General features: G+C 67.1%; 15 protein-coding genes and 1 tRNA gene. 7 read left to right on the forward strand and 9 right to left on the reverse strand.

The window, feature by feature from the left end; all coding sequences use genetic code 11:
- Positions 1–122: 122 nt before the first annotated feature.
- From ASG04_RS17090 to ASG04_RS09265, 6 genes are all read right to left on the reverse strand, one after another.
- Positions 123–326 carry a LacI family DNA-binding transcriptional regulator gene (locus ASG04_RS17090; RefSeq protein ID WP_082517921.1) on the reverse strand — a complete coding sequence of 68 codons (204 nt, stop codon included), beginning with the start codon at positions 324–326 and terminating at the stop codon, positions 123–125.
- Between the two features lie 154 nt (positions 327–480).
- Positions 481–2,385: a glycoside hydrolase family 127 protein gene (locus ASG04_RS09245; protein ID WP_056122836.1), complete on the reverse strand. Its 1,905-nt coding sequence runs from the start codon at positions 2,383–2,385 to the stop codon at positions 481–483.
- Positions 2,386–2,486: 101 nt separating this feature from the next.
- Positions 2,487–6,374, reverse strand: coding sequence for a DUF5695 domain-containing protein (locus ASG04_RS09250; RefSeq protein WP_156463594.1), 3,888 nt, complete (start codon positions 6,372–6,374; stop codon positions 2,487–2,489).
- Between the two features lie 28 nt (positions 6,375–6,402).
- Positions 6,403–7,305, reverse strand: a complete 903-nt coding sequence (locus ASG04_RS09255) for a carbohydrate ABC transporter permease (protein WP_082517922.1) — start codon at positions 7,303–7,305, stop codon at positions 6,403–6,405.
- Positions 7,302–8,078 (reverse strand): carbohydrate ABC transporter permease, encoded by a 777-nt coding sequence (locus ASG04_RS09260; protein ID WP_056122845.1) that lies wholly within the window; start codon positions 8,076–8,078, stop codon positions 7,302–7,304. Before ASG04_RS09260 ends, ASG04_RS09255 begins: the two co-directional genes overlap by 4 nt.
- 184 nt (positions 8,079–8,262) lie before the next feature.
- Positions 8,263–9,525: an extracellular solute-binding protein gene (locus ASG04_RS09265; protein ID WP_056122848.1), complete on the reverse strand. Its 1,263-nt coding sequence runs from the start codon at positions 9,523–9,525 to the stop codon at positions 8,263–8,265.
- A gap of 193 nt (positions 9,526–9,718) precedes the next feature.
- Here ASG04_RS09265 and ASG04_RS09270 point away from each other — a divergent pair, with 193 nt between their 5' ends.
- The 3 genes from ASG04_RS09270 (at position 9,719) to ASG04_RS09280 (ending at position 12,667) form a co-directional block, all read left to right on the forward strand.
- Positions 9,719–11,233, forward strand: coding sequence for an alpha-N-arabinofuranosidase (locus ASG04_RS09270; RefSeq protein WP_082517924.1), 1,515 nt, complete (start codon positions 9,719–9,721; stop codon positions 11,231–11,233).
- A complete protein-coding gene (locus ASG04_RS09275) occupies positions 11,230–12,276 on the forward strand; it encodes a LacI family DNA-binding transcriptional regulator (protein ID WP_235515497.1) in 1,047 nt (348 codons plus the stop codon). Before ASG04_RS09270 ends, ASG04_RS09275 begins: the two co-directional genes overlap by 4 nt.
- A gap of 136 nt (positions 12,277–12,412) precedes the next feature.
- Positions 12,413–12,667: a hypothetical protein gene (locus ASG04_RS09280; RefSeq protein ID WP_056122854.1), complete on the forward strand. Its 255-nt coding sequence runs from the start codon at positions 12,413–12,415 to the stop codon at positions 12,665–12,667.
- 240 nt (positions 12,668–12,907) lie between these two features.
- On the opposite strand, the gene ASG04_RS09285 is transcribed toward ASG04_RS09280, so the two are convergent.
- A tRNA-Gln gene (locus ASG04_RS09285) sits at positions 12,908–12,979 on the reverse strand.
- A gap of 78 nt (positions 12,980–13,057) precedes the next feature.
- Between ASG04_RS09285 and ASG04_RS09290 the strand changes: the two genes are divergently transcribed.
- The 4 genes from ASG04_RS09290 (at position 13,058) to ASG04_RS09300 (ending at position 15,600) form a co-directional block, all read left to right on the forward strand.
- Positions 13,058–13,552, forward strand: a complete 495-nt coding sequence (locus ASG04_RS09290) for a MarR family winged helix-turn-helix transcriptional regulator (protein WP_056122857.1) — start codon at positions 13,058–13,060, stop codon at positions 13,550–13,552.
- A 224-nt stretch (positions 13,553–13,776) separates the two neighbouring features.
- Positions 13,777–14,979: a D-alanyl-D-alanine carboxypeptidase/D-alanyl-D-alanine-endopeptidase gene (locus ASG04_RS09295; protein WP_235515498.1), complete on the forward strand. Its 1,203-nt coding sequence runs from the start codon at positions 13,777–13,779 to the stop codon at positions 14,977–14,979.
- The gene (locus ASG04_RS17985) at positions 14,900–15,127 is read left to right on the forward strand and encodes a hypothetical protein (protein ID WP_268750890.1); all 228 of its coding nucleotides are present in this window, start codon (positions 14,900–14,902) and stop codon (positions 15,125–15,127) included. The genes ASG04_RS09295 and ASG04_RS17985 overlap by 80 nt, the downstream gene beginning before the upstream one ends.
- Before the next feature lie 23 nt (positions 15,128–15,150).
- Positions 15,151–15,600 carry a VOC family protein gene (locus tag ASG04_RS09300; protein ID WP_056122859.1) on the forward strand — a complete coding sequence of 150 codons (450 nt, stop codon included), beginning with the start codon at positions 15,151–15,153 and terminating at the stop codon, positions 15,598–15,600.
- Here ASG04_RS09300 and ASG04_RS09305 read toward each other — a convergent pair.
- Together ASG04_RS09305 and ASG04_RS09310 are read right to left on the reverse strand one after the other, a co-directional pair.
- Positions 15,597–17,477 carry an ABC-F family ATP-binding cassette domain-containing protein gene (locus ASG04_RS09305; RefSeq protein ID WP_056122863.1) on the reverse strand — a complete coding sequence of 627 codons (1,881 nt, stop codon included), beginning with the start codon at positions 17,475–17,477 and terminating at the stop codon, positions 15,597–15,599. The two genes, ASG04_RS09300 and ASG04_RS09305, sit on opposite strands and share 4 nt — an antisense overlap.
- Positions 17,478–17,712: 235 nt before the next feature.
- Complete coding sequence (locus tag ASG04_RS09310) at positions 17,713–18,108, reverse strand: PLDc N-terminal domain-containing protein (RefSeq protein WP_056122866.1); 396 nt, start codon at positions 18,106–18,108, stop codon at positions 17,713–17,715.
- Between the last annotated feature and the right edge of the window lie 7 nt (positions 18,109–18,115).

The raw sequence follows: 18,115 nt of genomic DNA on the forward strand, positions 1-18,115 counted from the left end.
TGTTGATTGTCCCGCACACCCACTCTGGGCGGAGGTGCCGGTGGGTGGGGTCCGCGTTGGTGTCGCCAGCGCCCGACTTCTCCGCTCCTGCAGGGAGCGGAGGCCGGACCACCGGCGGTGTTTCAAGTCGGTTTCTTTGCTCTTCGGCCGAGCTGGGCTGCTTCTGCGTTTCGTTGGTACCCCAGGTAGGCGATGACCGCCAACACTCGGTGCCTCGTGGTGGGAGCGACGCTCGTGGGGTCGTTGAGGACGCGTGAGACAGTCTGGTGCGAGACGCCTGCCACCGTCGCCACGTCGTAGATGGTGGGTGCACCAGCTTCAGCCATCTGCTTTCACCTGATCTGTCCGTGTCGCCGCGGCCGCGAGGCAAGACAGGCGGTCTCTGATTGCCCAGCTGGTGCACCCATCCGCGAATGCAATCGGTCGCCTACGAAGGCTGGCGTTCGCGTCATAGCGCTTCCTCTCCCGCTTCCAGCGGCGTCATTCAGTGGGGAGGAACACCCGCATCGTCGATGGACCTCGATTCCCCCAGGTCGAATAGGGGACGAGCCGCACTGTGTCGATGAACGTCGTCTCTGTGACTGCGGCTCCGTAGGGAAGCGGTGATCCGGTCTGCGCTTCTCGTACCGCGATCCCGACCCGGACGTCGTCTGGGCCGTCGTCCTGCAAGGCGACTTCGTCGAGGAGGACGACATCGTTGATCGCTCTTCCGAGGTCCGTGGACTCCAAGGCGTAGACGAGGGGGCCCCGCTCGATGGCGACGGTGCCGCGAAGAGCATCGATGCGCGGATCGGGGTGCGTGATCCGGGCCCGATTGGGTGCCGTCAGCGTCACCCTGTCTCCCCGGTTGAAGATCCGATCGACGGCGATCGACGTGCCACCCGCCACGCGGTGGTGGCCGTCCGGCGTGTCGAGCTCGGCGGTCGTGGCCCAGGCCGGCACTCGGAGTCGAAGCTCGAGCGGTGTCTCACTCGACTTGGTCGCCGTGACGATCACTTCGCCGTTGAACGGCCAGCCGGAGCGGACCTCGAAGCCTGCCGTGCCGCCGCCCGGGAGGTCGACGTCGATGTCGTAGTCGCCGTACTGGTGCAGCTGGAGTCCGTGCTCGGTCATCGTTGCGAAGACTGATTCCACGCTCGCGAGGGTCCGGGCGAGGTTCGTCGGGCAGCACGAGACCTCGAACCAGGGTGCACGCAGACTCGCGAGCGCTCTGGCACTCACTTCGTCCTCAGGTGGGACTGTTCCCTCGACACGTTGGTGCAGCGTGTTCGCGTAGAAGAACGCGCGGCCATCCTCTCGGGGCGCCACCATCACCGCGTTGTAAAGGGTGCGTTCGATGAGGTCTGCGTACTTGGCGTCCCCGGTCTGGAGCAGCAGGCGCCACGACAGCATGTTGGAGGCGATCGCCGCGCAGGTCTCGCCGTACTCGCGGTCCGACGGCAATTCGAAGTCCGCACCGAAGGATTCGTCCTGGTGATGCGAGCCCATTGCACCGGTGAGGTAGGTCCGCCGTGCGACCGTGCGCTCCCATTGCAGTTCGGCAGCGCGTAGCAACTCGGCATCGCCGGTTTCCACGGCGACGTCGACGGCGCCCGCCGCGAGGTAGAGCGCTCGGACGGCGTGCCCACGCATCACGTCCGCTTCGCGGAAGGGAAGCTCGTCTTGGAAGTACTCCTGCCCGAACTCGATCGGTTTCAGGAGACCGTGCCCACGTCGTTCGACGAACAACCGCGCGAGCTCGGTGTACCGGTGGTCGCCGGTGGCCCGTCCGAGTTCGACGAGGGCCGGTTCGATCTCCGGGTGCCCACATACCGCCTGTCGCCCGTCGGCACCGAACACCGCAACGAGATGGTCGGCGACGCGGACGGCGACGTCGACGAGGGGTCCGCTGCCGGCGGTCCGAATTTGCGCCACGGCAGCCTGAATGAGGTGGCCCATGCTGTAGAGCTCGTGACCCCACTCGAAGTTCGACCACCGAGCAGGTTGCCCGGGACGTCCGAAACTCGTGTGCAGGTAACCGTCCGGGGACTGGGCAGCAGCCACTCGTCTCACGAGGCGCTCGTACCGGCTCGCGAGATCCGGGTCAGCGCTCCGTCCGAGTTCCCAAGCCATCGCCTCGAGCAGCTTGTAGACCTCGGAGTCGACGAATTCGATGCCCGAATGTGTGAACGGCTCGCCCGCCGCGGCGGCGTCGAAGTTCCCGATCCACCCGATTCGCTCCATCCAGTCTTCGCAGTGCTGCAGGATCGTGTGCGCGTTCCGGTCCTGCCATTCTCCCCAGTACCCACCGGCGAGCCGGAGAGCCCCGAGAGGGAGCGGGCGCAAGAGAGAGGAAGAGGGCAGCACCGGGCCGTTCCTGGGTGCGGTCCTGTTGGTGATTGGCATGGGAACCTTCGCGGTGAGGAAGACGGAACGTTGGCGTGCGGGCGGTTGTCTGGGTGCTGCTGAGGTGCGGGCCGGATCCCGATAACCCGGCCCGCACCGGCTCAGCGGACGTCCCCGTGGATCTCGAAGGTGTCGATCGTGCCCTTCAGGTACGGGTCCGGGAACTGGGACTTGCCCAGGTAGTCACCTGTGGTGCGGCCGAGGTCCTTCGGCGCCACCTTCATGGCCGTGTTCTGACCGATCTGTGTCCCGTCCGCGTAGAGCGTGCCGGTCGTGGTCCCGTCAGAATTCGGTTTGAACGTCAGCTTCAGCGTCGTCCAGGTGTTCGCCTTCATGGTGTAGTCGCTGGTGATCTGGGTCTCCGCGCCGTTGCCCGCGTTGCTGATGGCGAAGCCGACGTGACCGTCACCGAGCGCTGGCGTGAGGAACATGTACTTCGTGGTGTTGCTGCCGAAGTCGAAGATCCTGCCGAACGTCTGCACCGAGTCCACCTTTAGTCTCGTCGAGATCGTCATGGACGTTCCGCGCGAAACGATGTCGTTCGGCAGCTGCAGGTAGGAGCCGTCTGCGCCGTCGAGTCGGAGTGCGCTCGTGCCAGCGTCGCTGGTCACTGCCGCGGTGCCGTTCAGCGTTGCGTTGTTGCCGCTCCCACTCGTGTCGGGCACCGTCTTCCCACTTGCCGTGGCGAAGGTGTAGTTGACCCAGTTCGTGGGCATCGGTGCCGGGGCTGTGACGGTCACCTTCACGCTGTCGGTGGACTGCAGCGATCCGTCGGACCCGGTGAGGGTGAAGAGGTAGTTGCCCGCTCCGCTGACCTTCACCGTCGGGTGCAGGCTCTTCGGGTCACTGATCGTCGCGGTGGCTCCGGAGGGTTTCGTGTTCACCGTCCAGGTTGAGTTGAGTGTGCCGTTCGGGTTGCCGAGTCCGTCGTCGGTGGCCGAGCCGCTGAGGGTCACGTCATCCAGCCCGTTGACGATGCCGGTCTGATCCGCGCCGGCGTTGACCTTCGGTGCCGTGTTGGCATCCGGAGTGGCCGTCACGAGGCGGACGGTGTAGCTGGACCCTGCCGGAACCTGGTACGTCACGCTCGTGGGGGCGCGGAGCGTTCCGGCGGCGGCCGCCGGCGTGTACACGTTGATCTTCCGTTGCGCTTGTCCGTTGACGAGCACCGAGTACGTGCCCTGGGCCAGCCCTGTGACGTCGAACGAACCGGTGTGTGCTGCCCCGGAGACGTTCGCCAGGTCGAGGCGGAGGTCGGCGCTGTTCTTGCCGACGACGGCCTGCGTGTAGCGGTCGGAGTTCAGGTCGACGGAGAGCTGCTGGCTGACCAGGTTGAGCTTGCGCTGCACACCGTCGGTGGGTTGCACCGTCGTCGATGACTGATCGGAGGAAACTGTGGCGCCGTAGCCGATGGTCCCGAAGATCGGGTCATCGGTCACGACGTCCGCGCTCATGTTCTGCAGTGCGCCCCAGAGGTTGAGGTCGCTCTCGCCGGTCATGCCCCGCCAGCCGTTCAGGAGCTGCACGTTGGTGCCCCCGCCGACTCCGAGGGTGCCGAGGTTGCCCTTCTCCGACTGGTAGGACCATGCGGAGGCGCCGATGTTCGCCGGCACGTTGCTGATCTGTCCGGAGTTCACGTTCGCGATCGCGCCGAGCTTCGATGCGTAGTTCAGTCGCTGCAGTTCGGCCCGCTCCGTCGGAGTGACCGCGTCCGTGCCGGTCTCAAGCGCGGAGGTGTGGTTGATGTAGTCGTCCATCGTGTACCCCGCGAGGGCGATGCTGTACTGGAACTGCCACCAGTTCTCGCCGGTGATGGTGGTGGGGTCGGCGTACCAGTACCAGACGGGCATCTGTCCTCGCGCTGCGCGCGTCTTCGCCACGATGTCGCGCATCATCCGCAGCGCGTTCGCCTTGTCGGCGTTGACGTTGAGCTTGGCGAGTGTGTACACCGCCTCTTCGCCGGTGTTGTCGTAGCTGTACTCGGAGCCGTACGGGTACTTCTCCGACGAGAAGTTCTTGTACTTGACGGCCATCTTCGCTTCGATGTCGTTGGCCTGCTGGGTCATGCCCTCGGTGCGCAGCGCATCGATCAGCGCGGGCGTGGTGAGCTCACCCATGAGACCGGTGTTCCAGTTGTATGCGACTGGGCCGTCGTAGAGCTCCTTGAACACCCCGTACGCCTGCGTCAGGTACCACTTCGACGGGTGGCTGTAGCTGATCAGGCCGGGGTTCTGCTTCGCGATCTGGTACATGCTGAAGAACGTGTTGTAGATGTGCGGGTAGGCGTACCCGCGGTAGCTGGGTGTCGTGTTCGCGGCACCGGGCTTGCCCTGCTCCCAGAAGTCGTAGACGAGGTAGCTCGGCTTCGTCGTGTCGGCGGTGTTGCCCATCAGGTGCTCCCAGACGGCCTTCTCGAGGTAGAGGTCGAGGGACTGTACCTGCGTCTTGACGGGGTCGAGCGCGTTCTTCGCCGCGAGGAACTCTCCGTGTGGAAGCCCCCAGTCGTCTCCGAGGCCGTAGTAGCCGGCGTACTCGTTGCGTTTGCCTTCCGGCGCCTTCGTCGACGACGGCAGCGAGCCGTCCGCGGCGTTCATCATCCAGTCGTCGTAGGTTCCGTACCGGATGTCGTCGGTGGTGATGCCGTCGGCGGTCGTCCACTGCTGGTTCTTCACCATGAAGTCCGCATGCGCGTTGAGGGCGTTCGCGACCTTGTCGGTGACGGAGAACTGCAGCACGCTGGAGCGGGATCTCCCCGCCGCGTCCGTGTAGTTCACGGTCACCAGGTTGGTTCCCAGTTGGGTCTTGTCGAAGGCGATGGAGTAGATGCGGTAGTCACCGTTGGCGCGTGAGAACGTCACCTTCGGGTTCGTCGGGTTGGCGCCGCCGAGGTCGTTGTTGTTCTTCGCCGTCACCGAGGTGATCGTCCCCTTGATCCGGAACGCGGCCTGCGCGGTCTGGTCGTACGGCACGACGAGGCCCGGGACGACGGTGGTGTCGAGCAGCCCCTGGTTGTAGAGCACGTCTTGACGGTCGTTGTCACTGGTGAACTTACTGATGTGGAACGTAAGCGTCTTGCTGGCTCCGGCGGCGAGCGTTGTCGCCGTGGATCCGAGGTACCCGCGGTTGGTCGACTGGATTGCCGTGGAGTTCGGGTAGTAGACGTTCAGGCCCTTGATGTTCGAGCTCTCGCTGTCCGAGTTCCACGCCCACGAGGTGTCGCCGACTTCCTGGGTGCGCCAGCGGTCCTGGTACTCGAAACCGGAACCGGTGCCCGTGTCAGCAGTGATCATGATCCCGGGGCCTTGACCGCTGGGGCGCTGCAAGGTCAGGTACGAGCCGTTCTTCCCCACGTAGGAGTGGGTGAGGACGCGGGTCTCGTAGATCGAGTCGCCACCCTTCCAGAGTTCGTTCGCGGGGATCGGGAGTCCCCAGTCCCCGAGGACGAGTCGCTGGCCGGAAGTGTTCTCGACGTTCTGCTTCCAGGTGATCGATCCGTCGGCAGCGACCGTGTACGTCTGGGTGAACGTGAACCCCTTCACCCCTTCGGCGTCGGTCGAGTTCTTGTAGGTGACGGTGACCGTGTTGCCGTTGACGCTGACAGTGCGACCATCAGCGGACTCCGTCGTCCAGGCCTTCTTCCACGGCGTCGTTCCGACACCGGTCTTGCTGATGGTTCCGTTCCCGGTCGCGTAGCTGAACATGACGTTGCCGAGCCACTGCTTGTACTTTGCGTTCGTCTCGGCTGCCTGCTCGGGAGCAGTGTCGGGATTCATCACGTACTGGGTGTCGTACGTGTCCCCTGGGATCTTCAGCGACTGGATGCTGCCGTCGCTGGCGAACCCGGCCGCGAGCTTGGTGGAGCTGATCGTGTTCGCGATCTGCGTCGTGGCGGTTGCCGACCCTGGATGGGCCAGGACCGCCACCGCGGCTGCGGTCGCGATCGCGACCACCCCGGCGGTGAGTCGTGAGCGTGATCTCGAGAGCAGCATCATTGCCGCCTTTCGGTGAGGGAGGAACTTACTTGGTGGACCCGACCGCGAGACCTTCGCGGAGGAGACGGAACGAGGCGATGTAGACGACCAGGAGCGGGATCGACGAGAGCACGGCCAGAGCCATCAGGCCCGGCCAGTTGATGCCGTACCCCGACGTCTGCTGTGCGATGAGTGCACTCATCGGGTAGTTGACCGGAGAGATGAGGAGGTTGATCGCGTAGAGGAACTCGCCCCACGAGACGAGGAAGATCAGCGCAGCCACGGTCGCGATGCCGTTGCGAACGATCGGGATCACGATGCTGATGAACGTCCGCAGGCGTCCCGCACCGTCGATCGACGCGGCCTCTTCGATCGCGTCCGGGACACCGGCGAAGAAGGGACGGAGCAGCAAGGTGGCCCACGGAAGCAACATCGCGCCGTTAGCGAGCACGAGGCTCATTGTGGTGTCGAGTAACCCGACCCTGCTGAAGAACGTGTAGAGCGGGATGATGTTCGCCGTCTGCGGGACCATCTGCAGGAAGATGAGCAGCGCCAGCACCACGCTCGCTGCGACGCCGTTGACCCGCGCGAGCGCGTAGGCAAGGGGCACCCCGAGCAGCGCGACGAGGACGGTGGTCCCGACGGCGATCTGGGCGGACTGCAGCAAGGCCGTCGACAATCCGGCGTTCGCGATCGCGTCGCGGTAGGCGCCAAGTGTGGGAGTGAACAGGGCGAAGGGACTCCCGCCGAGGACGGCTCCCTGCTGCTTCAAGGACGTCAGCAGGATCCACACGAGGGGCAGGCCGTAGACGACGTACAGCAGGGTCCGAACTGTCGCTGCGACTGGTTCACGGGCAGGGCGCCGTCGTCGGTTCGGATGCCGAGGAGCGGTGACCACGGCTGCCATCGAGAGCGGGGCCTGGCCGTGGCGTGGAGCGGTGGTGGTCATTGGTTCTCCCGCCGGACGGACCGGACGTAGACGAGTGCGAGGACGGCGACGATGACCAGGGCGATGACACCCGTGGCGGAGCCAAGGCCGTAGTCGTGTTCGATGAAGGCCTGCGAGTAGCTGAGGAACGGCAACGTCGTGGTCGACGTCCCTGGTCCGCCCGCCGTCATGACGTAGATGAAGTCGAAACTCCGGAACGCGTAGACCACCGTCAGGATCGCGAGGATGACTGCGGTCGGTCGTGCGGCCGGTATCAGGACGTACCAGATCTCCTGCAGCTTGCTGGTGCCATCGAGGGATGCAGCTTCGAGGACTTCGGGATCGATGTTGAGCAGCGCAGCACGGAACACGAGCGCGTTGAACGGGATGACAGCCCATGCATTGACCGCGGCGACGGACAGCAGCGCCAGGTGGGGGTCGTAGAGGAACGGCAATCCTTGCGGAGCGATGCCGAGCCCTCGGAGGACGCCGTTGACCAGTCCGTCGTCGGCAAGGAGGAACTTCCAGATGCTGCCGTTCACGACCGGTGGGAGCGCCCAGATGAACACCATCATCCCGAGCAGGATCGAGCTCGCAGGCCGGGATGAGCGGACGACCATGGCGACGCCCAGTCCACCGATGATCCCGATGAGCGTGACGATCGCGACGAACAGTGCCGTGTCGAGCGCTGCCGGTGCGACGCTCGGCCCCTGAAACAGCGATGCGTAGTTCTGCAAGCCGACGAAGGGCCATGCCTGGTTCAAGGTCCCGGTGCTGACCTCGCTGACGCTCATCTTGAGCAGGAGGTAGATCGGGTAGATCGAGAAGACGGCAAGGACCGCGATCCCAGGGGCTGCGAAGGCGAGCCGGCTTCGCCCTCGCAGCCCCCGCCGCCGTGGGGGCACCCGCTCGCTGGCGGACCGTTCAGGGCGGTCAGTGCGGAGAGATGATGCTCCCACGGTGGTTTCTCCAGTCCTGCTACTGCTTGAGCAGCGGCTCGAGCTTGTTCAGCAGGTCGCTGCTGATCTGATCGGGCGTGCCGGTACCCGCGATCGCGGCGCTCCAGGACTCGCCCACCGTCTGCAACACGGTCGCGACGTTCTTCGACGGGATGGCCCGGTCCGGAGAGGCGTGACCGTTCTTCGCAACGATCGACGAGAACACCGAGAGGATCGGGTCGTCCTTGACCTGCGGAGCTTCGGCAACGTCAGCACGTGCGGGGATCGAGCCGAAGGCCTTCAGCAGTGTGAGTTCACCCTGCTTGGAGAAGAACTCCTGCTCGAGGTACTGCTGAGCGAGCTCCTTGTTCTTCGAGAAGGCGCCGATGTTCTGCGCCTCACCGCCGAGGTAGATCGAGCCCTTGTCTCCGACGGGGATCGGCACGACTCCGTAGTTGAACTTCGCCGACTGCTTTGCCGACGCGATCTGCCAGTTACCGTTGACTGCGAACGCGGTGTTGCCAGCCGAGAACTGCTGGAACGGAACGGTCTGGTCCCAGGTCGAAGCTTCCTTCGTGAGGTAGCCCTTCGCTGTCCAGTCCTGCATCAGCGAGAACGCGTCTTCGAGGGGCTTCTTCTCGGGCTTCGCGTAGTCCCATCCGGCACGGGACAGCCAGGGGAACGCCTGCCATTCACCCTCTGAGTTCGGCTTCCCCGTGAGGGTGATGCCTTCCTTGCCGGCCGCCTTCGCGAGCGCCAGGTCCTTCTCGAGCTCGGCGAAGGTCGTCGGCGGCTTGACGCCGAGCTGGTCGAGGATGTCCTTGTTGTACCAAAGCCCGATGAGGTTCACGAAGCCCTGCACGCCGAGGGTCTTGCCGTCGACCTTCTGGATCACGGAGTCCGGGAACTGGTCCTTGTCCGCGAAGTCATTCCACCAGGAGTCCATCGGTGCGATCGCGCCGGCCTTATCGAGCGTGTACGTGTCCGCTGCGTTGTACACGACGACGTCCGGACCGCTCTTGGTCCCCGCGGCCTGCACCAGCTTGTTGGTGAGCTGGTCGAACGGCACGTACACGTTCTTCACCGTGACACCGTCGTGCTTGGCCTCGAAGTCCTGACCGAGGGAGTCGAGCCCCTTCGTCTGCCCTGGGACCGAGTAGTAGTGCCAGACCGTGAGGGTCTTCGTCCCACTGCTCTCGCCACCTGCGGCTGGAGCCGATGACGGCGTACAGCCAGCGAGACTCGCGACGGCGGCAATCGTGGCGATCGTCGCCGCCAAGATCTTGTGTGTGCGACGCATCATGCGCCCTCTCTTTCGGGTGTGTCTTCGTTGACCGCCGCTGGCCCGAGGGAGGGGATCGTGGGTTTCATCGATGAAATCCTGGGGTGCACGACCGCGGCAGGCTGAGCATAGGCAGGTTGGCGGGAGAACGTCAACCATGCTTCACTGGGCGTCACCAGCACCTCGGGATAGCCACGGTCGCTCTTGTTCATCGATGAAACGGATACTCATGTCCTCACAGGGATCAGCGAAGATCACCGTCCACCCGGAGTTCGTGGTGGGAACCGTCGACCACCGACTCTTCGGTTCATTCGTCGAGCACCTCGGGCGGGGCGTGTACGGCGGGGTCTTCGATCCGGACGATGCAAGGAGTGGCGCCGAGGGTTTCCGGGAGGATGTGCTTGCGCTCGTCCGTGAGCTGGGAGTCTCCACGGTGCGGTACCCGGGCGGGAACTTCGTCTCCGCCTACGACTGGCGGGACGGCGTCGGGCCGGTGAGCGAGCGACCGGTCCGCCTCGATCCCGCGTGGCACTCCGTCGAGACCAACCGCTTCGGCACGGATGAGTTCCTGTCGTGGTGTCGGCGGGCCGAGGTCGAGCCGATGCTCGCGGTGAACCTTGGGACGAACGGCATCCGGTCTGCTCTGCAGCTGCAGGAGTACGTCAACCACCCGTCCGGGACGACCCTCGCTGATCTCCGGAAGGCGAACGGCCATCCGGAGCCGTGGGCGGTCCGGACGTGGTGTCTCGGTAACGAGATGGACGGCCCCTGGCAGATCGGGCACATGCCGGCTCGGGAGTACGGGCGCCTGGCAGCGGCGACCGGGTCGGCGATGCGAGCGGTTGACTGGGATCTCCGGCTCGTCGCCTGCGGCTCGAGCAACGACCGCATGGAGACGTTCGGGACGTGGGAGCGCGAGGTGCTCGAGGAGTGCTGGGAGGTGATCGATCACATCTCGTGTCATCAGTACGCGCGGTACGACGGCGACCTTGCCCGATTCCTGGCATCCGGCGTCACGATGGACCACTTCATCGCCACCGTCGCCGCAACGATCGCTCATGTGGGCGCCGTTCGCCGCAGCAAGCGGGAAGTGACGATCTCGTTCGACGAGTGGAACGTGTGGGACTACACGGCGCACGATGCACGCGTCGCGCAGGGCCTTGGCTGGGACGTTGCGCCGCGGTTGTTGGAGGACGTCTACAGCGTCGCCGACGCAGTCGTCGTTGGCGACATGCTGATCAGCATGATCAACCGAGCCGATGTTGTTCGTGCGGCGAGCATGGCGCAGCTGGTCAACGTCATCGGGCCCATCATGGCCGAGCCGGGGAAACCGGCCTGGCGCCAGACGACGTTTTTCCCGTTCCGGGACGCAGCGGCGAGTGCCGGAGGGGAGGCCCTCCAGGTCGCCATTCAGGCGCCGACAACGGAAGCAGAAGCGCCGGCAATCAGCGCTGCAGTGGTTCAGCGCACGGACGGAACGCTGCAGATCATGCTCGTCGGACGCCACACCGCAACAGCGATCTACGTCGAACTCGACCTGAGCTCCTTCGGCCCGGTGGCGGGGGCGGCCGGGACAGTGCTGTCCGATCCGGACCCGTTCGCTACGAACGACGCGTCCACGCCGGAGCGGGTGCGACCACAGTCGCTGCCGGTCGATATCCTCGGCACGGGAGTCCGGGTGCAGATCCCTCCGGTTTCCTGGAGCGTGATCACGGTCACCTTCTCATGACCCTCGAGAGGACGATCGTGCCGACATCGCAGCCGCGGCGTTCCGCGACGATGGCGGACGTCGGTGCGGCGGCGGGGGTCACCGCGCGCACCGTGTCGAACGTTCTGTCCGGAAAAGTCGGCGTTCGCGATGCGACACGGGATGCTGTCCTGAAGGCAGTCCGCGACCTCGGCTACCAAATGAATGTTTCGGCACGGGGGCTGCGTACCGGGCTGACGGGCATGATCACCCTGGCGATCCCGGACCTGAGTATCGACTACTTCGCGCAGCTCGCGAATGGAGTCATGCGCGAGGCCGAGGCGCACGGATGGACAGTGATCATCCAGCAGACGGGTGCGCGGCGAGAGACCGAACTCGCGATCCTCTCCGGAGCGGCACGGCAGCTGTCCGACGGCTTGATCTTTCAACCGCATGCCCTCGGACCTGGAGACGAACGGCTCATCACAGGAGATCAGCCCTTGGTACTGCTCGGCGACCGGATCTTCAACGGGCCGGTCGACCACGTCGCCATGGCCAACGCGGAGGCTGCTGACGCAGCCACCACCTACCTGATCGACCGCGGTTGCCGCAGCATTGCGGTGGTTGGGGCCAATCCGGCGGGTGGATCAGTGAGTGCAGCAGCGCTCCGGCTGCAGGGGCACGCCCGGGCTCTCGAGCGAGCCGGCCGAGGACTCGACGACAGACTCGTTGCAACAGCCAGCGAGTGGCATCAGAACGACGGCGCCGTTGCCGCTCATCGATTGCTCAACAGCGGGGTCGCGTTCGATGGTCTGTTCTGCTTCAACGACAACTTGGCAATCGGAGCGATGAGTGTGCTGCTGGAAGCGGGCCTGGAGATTCCCAGAGATGTGCGCGTCGTCGGCTTCGACAACGTTCCTGCCGCTGCGTTCTCCTATCCCTCATTGACAACCATCGATCCGGGACTTGCGCAGATCGCAAAGACGTCGACCGATCTCCTTGCCCGGAGAATCTCGGACGGGCCTCCAGCGCAGCCCTCAGAGATCGTCGCGAGTTTCTCGCTCGTAGCCCGCCGAAGCGCCTGAGGGGTCGACGGCCTCGTCGGGTGACGCTGGACGTCTGGGGGCCACGGAACTCAGGCAGCGTGCCTGGTTCGGCCAGCGCAACAATGTCGAGAACGGCAACTCGCGCCTCAAAGACGCCGATCGCGAAGCCCTCGGAGTGGCTACGAAGCGTCGCGTCCGCGGACCCTGGTTCGTCGAGCTCGCTGCCGCATTCGCAGCTGCAAGCGCAAACCTCGCTCGCATCATCGAGTGGCTGAAGGAGCGACTGAGCCTCGCGCCCATCAACCGCATGAACAACACCAGCCCCGCCCTGTTCGAGGCCGGCCTGAGCACCCTCACCCTCGACGAGCACGACACTCGAAACGGCTTCAACGCAATCGCGCAGCTACCAGAGTTCCAACTACTGGACTGACGAGCCCGCGCCTCCAAACTTCATAGACCCTGAACTCCCCCTCGCCACGTCCGGCAGGGGGTATTCGTCGTTCCTCGAAGCGAACGCAGACCAAGGCACGCGTCGCGGTACGCTCCCCAGCGGTCGTCGGGACAGGACGAGCGACCCTGGGAGCGGAGCTGAGCGCGGTTTTCCACCTCGGCCTGCTGTCACGCTCGAATATTCCGACTGAGATCGCCGAAAACTCCGAACACCCCCCGGCTCCGCCTCCAGGATTCGAACCCGGACCTAACGGCACCAAAGGCCGTCGTGCTGCCATTACACCAAGGCGGAACGCGCACGCTGGCGCCCGTCCATCTTCCCATGTGCCCGGTGGTGGTCGTGCGCGCACGCTTCGGCCAAGATGGGGGGATGCCGGACCAGGACGAAGTCGATCGCATCGTCGCGGCGTGGGGACGGCAGCGCGACGACCTCGACTTCGCCCCGCTGCAGGTGCTCTCCCGGGTGGACCGGCTGGCGCGGCACCTCGACCGGGCACGGCGGGCGGCGTTCGACGCGAGTGGCACCGAGCCGTGGGAGTTCGACGTGCTGTCGGCGCTGCGGCGCGCGGGTGAGCCGTTCGAGCTGAGCCCGAAGACGCTGCTGCAGCAGACACTGGTGTCGAGCGGCACGATGACGAACCGTGTCGACCGGCTGACGGCACGCGGACTGGTCGCACGTCGGACTGACCCGAAGGACGGGCGCGGCATCCTCGTGTCGCTGACCGAGTCCGGGCGGGCAGCGGTGGACTCGGCGATCGCCGACCTGCTGCGGGCTGAGCGCGACATCCTGGCGGGGCTGTCGGCCGGCGAGCAGGACCAGTTGGCCGGGCTGCTGCGACGCCTGATCCTCGGTCTGGGCGACTGAGCCGACCACACGCCGAGCGCTCCCGGGCTGCGCCGACCGCACCGCGAACGCTCCGAGACTGCGCCGACCGCACGCCGAGCGCTCCAAGACCGAGCCGACCTCACCCGAGCGACCGAACGAGATCCGCTCACTTCAGCCCTGGGGTCGATGTCGCGCCGACGGTCCCTCGCGACGATGGTCCGGTGACCGATCACCGCTCCTCCCTCCGCCGCTACCCATACGTCGTGGCATTCACGACGGTGCTCGTCCTCGTGCTCGGCGGCGTCGCCGTCGGGACGGCCGTGATCGGCGACCGCGAGGGCCGAGCTGCCGCCGCCGAACGCCGGTGCACCGCAGACGACCTCGCCGGTCGCTGGACCTCGGGCACGCTGTTCCTCGACGCCCGGTCGGTCGACTCCGGGAACTCCGTGCTCTCGGTCCGGGGCGACGAGCCGACACAGACGGGCAGCACGATGAAGCTCATCACCGCCTCGGCGGCGCTGGCTGCGCTCGGACCTGACCACCGGTTCACCACGACGGTGGTCGCGGGGACCGAGTCGGACAGCGTGGTCTTGGTCGGTGGCGGCGACCCCACGCTGAGCCGACTGCCGTCCGGGCAGGACAGCGTCTACCCGGGCGCCGCACACCTGGACGACCTGGCGCGCCAGGTCCGCGCCGCGCATCCCGGGCGGATCGCCGTGGTCCGGGTGGACACCGACCTGTTCGACGGCCCGGCGTGGCACCCGAGCTGGACCGAGAGCGCCCGCACGAGCGGCAGCGTCTCGAACATCACCGCGCTCATGGTCGACGGTGATCGCGACGACCCGACCGAGGCGTACTCGCTGCGCAGCTCCGGCGCGGTCGCCCGCGCGGCGACGTCGTTCGCGGCGCTGCTCGGGCCGGACGTCCGTGTCGAGACGACGTCCGTGACGCCACCCGCCGAGGCCAGGACGCTCGGGACCGTGCGGTCGGCCACGGTGGCCGAGCTGGTCGGCACGCTGCTCACCCACTCGGACGACACGCTGGCCGAGGTCCTTGCCCGACACGTCGCGATCGCCGAAGGGGCTGGTCGCTCGTTCGACGCGGTCCAGGTCGGCACCACGAGGGCGCTCCACGAGGACCACGTGCCGACCGACGGGCTGCGCCTGGTCGACGGCTCGGGGCTGAGCCCGGACAACCGGGTACCCGCGGCCACGCTGACGACCCTCATGCGGGCGGTGGCGACCCACCGCGACGGACTCGAGCCGGTGGATCGGGGGCTTGCGATCGCGGGCCGGACCGGCACGTTGGACGAACACGGCCGCTTCACCGGCGCGGCACGGGATGCCCGGGGGGTACGTCCGCGGCAAGACCGGGACGCTCGACGACATGTTCGGGCTCACGGGCGTCACCGACGAGGTCGCCGGGGACCGCATCGCGTTCACGGTGTTCGCCGAGGGGACGAGTGACCCCGCGGCGCGGCACGAGATCGACGTGCTCGCGGCCAGCCTGTGGCGCTGCGGCGGGCTCGCAGCCACTGAAGCACAGGAGCAGCGACCAGCGCAGTCCGAGCGGGCGTCGGACACGGTCAGGCCTCCGGGCACCCGGCACCGGTGAGCGGCCCGGCGTAGCCTCCGGCCATGCACGCCATCACGCTCGCGGTCGCCGACGTCGAGCGGTCGGCCGCGTTCTACCGCGCGCTGCTGGGCATCGAGGGCAGCGGCGTCATCGGCACCGAGTACCCCGCGACCGAGACGACCCCGGGCGGGACGACGGCGATGTTCACGCTCGACGACGGGCTGGTCGTCAGCGTCTACGGTCGCGACGACATGGCGAAGGACTCGGGCGTCATGCTGGCGATCACCCCGAGCAGCACGATCGGGCACTTCGTCGGGTCGCAGCAGCAGGTGGACGACTTCCTGGAACAGGCCCGCGCGGCCGGTGCCACGATGCTGCAGCCGCCGTACACACGACCCTGGGGCATGTACTCCGGCTTCTTCCAGGACCCGGACGGCCACCTGTGGGAGGTCGTCGCGAACCCGGGCGGCGGCGATCCTGCGGATGCCGGCCCCGAGGCGACGACCGTCTAGACCCCGAGCTGCTCCGCGACCTCGAGCCAGCGCTCCTCGAGCTGCTCGATCTCCACCTCGAGTTCCGCGAGTTTCGTCTGCAGTTCCCCGAGCCCGGCGTAGTCGGACTGGTCGTGCCCGGCGAACAGGTCGAGCAGCGTCTGTCGGTCGGCCCCGATGCGTGCGATCCGGCGGTCGAGGGCCGACATCTCCTTCTCGGCGGTGCGACGCTCGGCACCCGTCAGGCCGGATCCGCCGGCCGCAGCCGACCCGCCGGACGCACCCGCGGTTCCGGAGCCGCCCGCAGCACCGGCCGAGCCGGTCCCGCCAGCGGTGTCGGGCCTCCCGGCCGTCGCGGCGGCAGCCGCTGAAGCGGTCCCGCCACCGGTCCCGGCTGCACGCAGCCGCATGTACTCGTCGACCCCGCCCGGCAGGTGACGGAGGTGCCCGCCGAGCACGGCGTACTGCTGGTCGGTGACGCGCTCGAGCAGGTACCGGTCGTGGCTCACGACGAGCAGGGTGCCCGGCCAGGTGTCGAGGAGGTCCTCCAGGGCGGCGAGCATGTCGGTGTCGAGGTCGTTGGTGGGCTCGTCGAGGATCAGCAGGTTCGGCTCGTCGAGCAGGATGAGCATGAGCTGCAGCCGGCGCTTCTGGCCGCCGGACAGGTCCTTGACGGGCGTGGAGAGCTGCTCGGAGGTGAAGCCCAGGCGCTCCAGCAGCTGCGAGGGCGTCATCTCCTTGCCGTCGGCGACGTAGCTCGTCTTCTTGCGGGCGACGACCTCGCGCACGCGGTCGCCCGCGTACTGCGCCAGGTCGGCGAGCTGCTGGTCGAGGACCGCGACCTGCACGGTCTTGCCCGTCTTGACGCGGCCGCTGGTGGGCTGCAGGCGTCCCGCGATCAGCGAGAGCAGCGTCGACTTGCCCGCGCCGTTGGGACCGAGGATGCCGGTGCGCTCCCCCGGCGCGATGCGCCACTCGATGCTGCGGATGGTCGGCTCGTCGGCACCGGGGTAGGTGACGCCGACGTCGAGCAGGTCCACGACGTCCTTGCCGAGCCGCGCCGTGGCGGTCTTCGACAGCGCGACGGTGTCGCGGAGTGGGGGGACGTCGTCGATGAGCGCGTTGGCCGCGTCGATGCGGAACTTCGGCTTGCTGGTGCGGGCCGGGGCGCCGCGGCGGAGCCACGCGAGCTCCTTGCGCGCCAGGTTCTGCCGGCGCTGCTCGCTCGCCGCGGCCTGCCGGTCACGCTCGACGCGCTGCAGGATGTAGGCCGCGTAGCCGCCCTCGAAGGGCTCGACGATGCCGTCGTGCACCTCCCACGTGTCGGTCGACACGGCGTCCAGGAACCACCGGTCGTGCGTCACGACGACGAGGCCGCCCTGGTTCGCCGGCCAGCGGCGGTTGACGTGCTCGGCCAGCCACTGGATGCCCTCGACGTCGAGGTGGTTGGTCGGCTCGTCGAGGAACAAGACGTCCCAGTCGCCGACGAGCAGCCGCGCGAGCGTCACGCGCCGCCGCTGCCCACCGGACAGGTCGTCGACGAGTTCGTCCCACGGGATGTCGGACACGAGTCCGCCGATCACGTCACGGATCTTCGGGTCGCCAGCCCACTCGTGCTCCTCGCGGTCGCCGACGACGACCGCGCCGACGGTCTGGCCCGCGGGGAGGGCGTCGCGCTGGTCGAGGACGCCGACGGTCACGCTGCGGCGGTGCGTCACGCGGCCGGTGTCGGGCTCGAGCCGCTTGGACAGGAGGCTCAGGAGGGTCGACTTGCCGTCACCGTTCCGGCCGACGACGCCGATGCGATCGCCCTCGTCGATGCCGATGGTGACGCTGTCGAAGACGGTGCGGGTGGGGAACTCGAGATGCAGGTTCTCGGCGCCGAGGAGATGTGCCACCCGTCAAGGGTAGGCGGCGCGCGGGCGTGCGCGGTGCGGGCGGGTGCGGGAGGGGCTGCGCGGGGCGGGCTGCGGGGCCGCCTCGCACCGTGCGAGGTCAGCGGCCGGTGCGAGGTTCGCGGCGTGGTGCGGCGCTGTTTCCTCGCACGACACGATCAACGTCGCACGGGCCGCGAACCTTGCACCGTGCGACACCGCGAACCTCGCACCGTGCGAGGTTCGAACCAAGCGCGGATCAGTTCGCCGGGGCCGCGTCGGACTCCCCCGCGGTGTCCTGCGCTCGCTCGAGTCGGGCCTTCGCCTGCCAGAACTCGATCTCGCGGTCGAGGTCGGCGAGCTCCTGCTCGGTGGTCGTCACGCGGCGGTCGCCATGGGCCGCGCGGGCATGTCCGAGCGTGGGATGCCGGTCCTGGTCGCGGTTCGGCTCGAGGTACCGGCCGTGGTTCCGCTCACCAGGGGCCCAGTCGTGACCGACGACGAACCAGACGATGCCGCCGACGACCGGGACGAGCACGACGAGGATGACCCACGCGATCTTCGGCAGGCCGCGGATCTGGTCGTCCGTCTTGGTCAGGATGTCGATCAGGGCGAACACCGTCAGCAGCACGGTGACCACGGGCAGGACGATCATGTCCCGG

The sequence above is a fragment of the Curtobacterium sp. Leaf183 genome (genome assembly GCF_001424385.1).
Classification (GTDB): Bacteria; Actinomycetota; Actinomycetes; order Actinomycetales; family Microbacteriaceae; genus Curtobacterium.

Coding starts and splice junctions, on each gene's coding strand:
- ASG04_RS09260 (WP_056122845.1), bottom strand. CDS start 8,078: ATGAGCGTCAGCGAGGTCAGCACCGGGACCTTGAACCAGGCATGGCCC.
- ASG04_RS09250 (WP_156463594.1), bottom strand. CDS start 6,374: ATGCTGCTCTCGAGATCACGCTCACGACTCACCGCCGGGGTGGTCGCG.
- ASG04_RS09255 (WP_082517922.1), bottom strand. CDS start 7,305: ATGACCACCACCGCTCCACGCCACGGCCAGGCCCCGCTCTCGATGGCA.
- ASG04_RS09310 (WP_056122866.1), bottom strand. CDS start 18,108: ATGATCGTCCTGCCCGTGGTCACCGTGCTGCTGACGGTGTTCGCCCTG.
- ASG04_RS17090 (WP_082517921.1), bottom strand. CDS start 326: ATGGCTGAAGCTGGTGCACCCACCATCTACGACGTGGCGACGGTGGCA.
- ASG04_RS09290 (WP_056122857.1), top strand. CDS start 13,058: ATGCCGGACCAGGACGAAGTCGATCGCATCGTCGCGGCGTGGGGACGG.
- ASG04_RS09265 (WP_056122848.1), bottom strand. CDS start 9,525: ATGATGCGTCGCACACACAAGATCTTGGCGGCGACGATCGCCACGATT.
- ASG04_RS17985 (WP_268750890.1), top strand. CDS start 14,900: ATGTTCGGGCTCACGGGCGTCACCGACGAGGTCGCCGGGGACCGCATC.
- ASG04_RS09300 (WP_056122859.1), top strand. CDS start 15,151: ATGCACGCCATCACGCTCGCGGTCGCCGACGTCGAGCGGTCGGCCGCG.
- ASG04_RS09275 (WP_235515497.1), top strand. CDS start 11,230: ATGACCCTCGAGAGGACGATCGTGCCGACATCGCAGCCGCGGCGTTCC.
- ASG04_RS09245 (WP_056122836.1), bottom strand. CDS start 2,385: ATGCCAATCACCAACAGGACCGCACCCAGGAACGGCCCGGTGCTGCCC.
- ASG04_RS09270 (WP_082517924.1), top strand. CDS start 9,719: ATGAAACGGATACTCATGTCCTCACAGGGATCAGCGAAGATCACCGTC.